The organism is Mycobacterium sp. (assembly GCF_035603715.1).
Classification (GTDB): Bacteria; Actinomycetota; Actinomycetes; order Mycobacteriales; family Mycobacteriaceae; genus Mycobacterium.
In genome coordinates, this window is record NZ_DATNJW010000143.1 from 1 (window position 1) to 4,002 (window position 4,002).

General features: G+C 65.0%; 2 protein-coding genes and 1 pseudogene. All 3 read left to right on the plus strand.

The window, feature by feature from the left end; all coding sequences use genetic code 11:
• Nucleotides 1-420 (plus strand): single-stranded DNA-binding protein (gene ssb / locus VN856_RS06575; protein ID WP_325687326.1); only part of this gene is annotated, 420 nt, incomplete at its 5' end.
• Between the two features lie 87 nt (nucleotides 421-507).
• Entirely contained in the window at nucleotides 508-2,184 is a 1,677-nt protein-coding gene (ettA, locus tag VN856_RS06580) for an energy-dependent translational throttle protein EttA (RefSeq protein ID WP_325687328.1), read from the plus strand.
• Nucleotides 2,185-2,229: 45 nt separating this feature from the next.
• Nucleotides 2,230-4,002 (plus strand): annotated as a pseudogene (locus tag VN856_RS06585) (NAD-glutamate dehydrogenase); the annotation flags it as partial.

The following is a 4,002-nucleotide window of genomic DNA, read 5'->3' on the forward strand; positions in this document are numbered from 1 at the left end:
GTCGGCAACGTCGTCAACGATCCGAAACGCCGCAGGGTCGGTGACCAGGAAGTGCTGAAGTTCCGGGTCGCCAGCAATTCGCGGCGCCGGTCCGCCGACGGCACCTGGGAGCCCGGCAACTCGCTGTTCGTCACCGTCAACTGCTGGGGTCGGTTGGTCTCCGGCGTGGGCGCGTCACTGGGCAAGGGCTCGCCGGTGATCGTGTCCGGACAGGTCTACACCAGCGAGTACGAGGATCGCGACGGTATCCGGCGGTCGACACTCGAGATGCGCGCCACCGCCGTCGGCCCCGATCTGTCTCGCTGCATCGCGCGGGTCGAGAAGACGGTTTCCTCCGGATCGGTGACCGGAGCGACCGATGCGGAGGAGGAGAAGGAACCCGACAGCGCCGAGACCGCACCCGATGCCGAAGCCGCGTAGCCGCTGTCGGCTTAGCTGCATAGATGCGGCGGTGCCTAGGATGGGGCGCGAGCAATCCCTCGCAAACCAGAAAGGCAACACCGCCACATGGCTGAGTTCATCTACACGATGAAGAAGGTCCGCAAGGCGCACGGCGACAAAGTCATCCTCGACGATGTCACCCTGAGCTTCTATCCGGGCGCCAAGATCGGTGTCGTCGGCCCTAACGGGGCAGGTAAGTCGAGCGTCTTGCGGATCATGGCGGGGCTGGACAAGGCCAACAACGGTGAAGCCTTCCTGGCCACCGACGCGACGGTCGGCATCCTGCTGCAGGAGCCTCCGCTGAACGAGGAGAAGACCGTTCGCGGCAACGTCGAGGAGGGCCTCGGCGACATCAAGGTCAAACTCGACCGCTTCAACGAAGTCGCCGAACTCATGGCCACCGACTACTCCGATGAGCTGATGGAAGAGATGGGTCGGCTGCAGGAGGAGCTCGACCATGCCGACGCGTGGGACCTCGACTCGCAGCTCGAGCAGGCGATGGACGCCCTGCGCTGCCCGCCGCCCGACGAGCCGGTGACGCACCTGTCCGGCGGGGAGCGGCGACGGGTGGCGCTGTGCAAGCTGCTGCTGTCCAAGCCGGACCTGCTGCTCCTCGACGAGCCGACCAACCATCTCGACGCCGAGAGTGTGCAGTGGCTCGAGCAGCACCTGGCCGCATACGAGGGCGCGGTCCTGGCGGTCACCCACGACCGGTACTTCCTGGACAACGTGGCCCAGTGGATCCTCGAGCTCGACCGCGGCCGCGCCTACCCGTATGAGGGCAACTACTCCACCTACCTGGAGAAGAAGGCCGAGCGGATCTCGGTGCAGGGCCGCAAAGACGTCAAGCTGCAGAAGCGGCTGACCGAGGAGCTGGCCTGGGTGCGCTCCGGCGCCAAAGCCCGCCAGGCCAAGAGCAAGGCCCGTCTGCAGCGCTACGAGGAGATGGCGGCCGAGGCGGAAAAGACCCGCAAGCTCGACTTCGAGGAGATCCAGATCCCGACCGGCCCGCGCCTGGGCAACCTGGTGGTCGAGGTCGAGCACCTCGACAAGGGCTTCGAGGGACGCACGCTGATCAAAGACCTGTCGTTCACGTTGCCCCGCAACGGCATCGTGGGCGTCATCGGTCCCAACGGAGTCGGCAAGACGACACTGTTCAAGACCATCGTCGGCCTCGAACAGCCGGACAGCGGCATCGTCAAGGTCGGCGAAACCGTGAAGCTGAGCTACGTCGACCAGTCGCGGGGCGGCATCGATCCGAAGAAGACGGTCTGGCAGACCGTCTCCGAGGGGCTGGACTACATCCAGGTCGGGCAGAACGAGATCCCGTCGCGGGCCTACGTCTCGGCGTTCGGTTTCAAGGGCCCCGACCAGCAGAAGCCGGCCGGGGTGTTGTCCGGTGGTGAACGCAACCGGCTCAACCTGGCGCTCACGCTCAAAGAGGGCGGAAACCTGATTCTGCTGGACGAGCCGACCAACGACCTCGACGTCGAGACGCTGGGCTCACTGGAGAACGCGCTGGAGAAGTTCCCCGGCTGCGCGGTGGTGATCTCCCACGATCGCTGGTTCCTCGACCGGACCTGCACCCACATCCTGGCGTGGGAAGGCGACGACGACAACGAGGCCAAGTGGTTCTGGTTCGAAGGCAACTTCGGTGCGTACGAAGAGAACAAGATCGAGCGGCTCGGAGCCGAAGCGGCGCGTCCGCACCGAGTGACTCACCGAAGGCTCACTCGCGACTAGTGTCATGCGTGCCAGCGTTGGTATGCGTGCTGAGGAGCGGTCGGCATGACGGTTGATGCTCTGAACTGGGCGAAGTTCTCTAACAGTGACGACATTCCCGAGTGGATATCGAAGGCCTACGCCGACAGCTACCAAGGCCCGCACGACGACCAGGCCGAAGCCGAGTCCGGGTCTGCGCAGGAGTCGCTGTCGGCTCCCGCGGTCACGCCGGCGTTATTGAGCGCGCACTATCGACTCGGTTCCCACCGGCCCACGGGGGAGAGCCGCGTCGCGGTGTACCCGCACGACGACCCGGGCGGATTCGGTCCCGCGCTGCAGGTGGTCACCGACGACGGCGCAATGCTGATGGATTCGGTCACCGTGCTGCTGCATCGGCTCGGGGTGGCCTACCTGGCGATCATGAATCCGGTCTTCCACGTGCGTCGGGACGGTGCCGGCGAGCTGCTTGCCGTTGGGCCCAAGGATTCCGGCGGCGACGGGATCGATGAGACCTGGATCCATGTCCAGCTCGTGCCGTCGGTGGACCGTAACGCCCTACATGAAGCCGAACGCCTGCTGCCGGGGGTGCTCTCCGACTTACGCAGAGTCGCAGCGGATTCAACGGCGATGATCGCCATGCTCAACGAGCTGGCGCACGACGTGGAAACCAATGCGAACGGCCACTACCCGGGAGCCGACAACGGTGACGTCGCCACCCTGTTGCGCTGGTTGGCCGGGGGGCATTTCACGCTGCTGGGATACCAACGCTGCCCGGTGCACGACGGACGTGTGTCGGGGGAGGCGGCGACGACCAGCCTCGGTGTGCTGCGTCGTCGCAAGGGTTCGCGCCCGCGCCTGACCGAGGACCACGAACTGTTGGCCTTGGCGCAGACAGATGTCGCCAGCTACTTGCGCTTCGGGGCGTACCCGTATGTCTTCGCTGTCCGGGAAGACGCGGACGGCGGTGTCTTCGAGCATCGCCTCATCGGCCTGTTCACCGTGGCCGCGATGAACGCCGATGTTCTGGAAATTCCGATCATCGCGCGCAGGGTCCACGAGGTGCTCACTCTGGCCGACCTCGACCCTGGTCACCCCGGGCAGTTGCTGCTTGACGTGCTCCAGACGGTGCCGCGTTCAGAGCTTTTCGCGCGCAGCCCCGAACAGCTGCTGGCGCTGGCCAAGTCGGTGGTCGACCTCGGATCGGGGCGACGCGCACTGCTGTTTTTGCGCGCTGATCGCCTCGAGTACTTCGTGTCATGCTTGGTCTACCTGCCGCGCGATCGCTATACGACGGCGGTGCGTTTGCAGATCGAAGACATCTTGGTCCAGGAATTCGGCGGCACCAGCCTCGAATTCACTGCTCGTGTCACTGAGTCACCCTGGGCGTTATTGCATTTCATGGTCCGGTTGCATGCGGAAACCGCCACACAGATCGATACCTCCGACGCCAACCGGGTGCGACTTCAGGCACTGCTGACCGAGGCCGCGCGCACCTGGTCCGACCGATTACTCAGCGAGGCGGCTGCGGCCGGGGTTGAGCCCATCGAGGCCGAGCATTACGCGAACGCGTTCGCCGAGCCGTACAAAGAGGCGGTCACCCCCGCCGATGCGATCAACGACATCGCCATCTTCGAGGAGCTGACCGACGACTCGGTCAAGCTGGTGATGTCGGATCATGACTACGACGAAACCGTCCGACTGACATGGTATTTGGGTGGGCGGACGGCATCCCTGAGCCAGTTGCTACCGATGCTGCAGTCCATGGGTGTGGTGGTGCTCGAGGAGCGCCCGTTCACGGTGAACCGCCCGGACGGGCTGCCGGTGTGGATCTACCAGTTC

What these genes read in the sequence shown, in the direction of transcription:
- ettA (WP_325687328.1), top strand. Translation starts at nt 508, where the DNA reads ATGGCTGAGTTCATCTACACGATGAAGAAGGTCCGCAAGGCGCACGGC.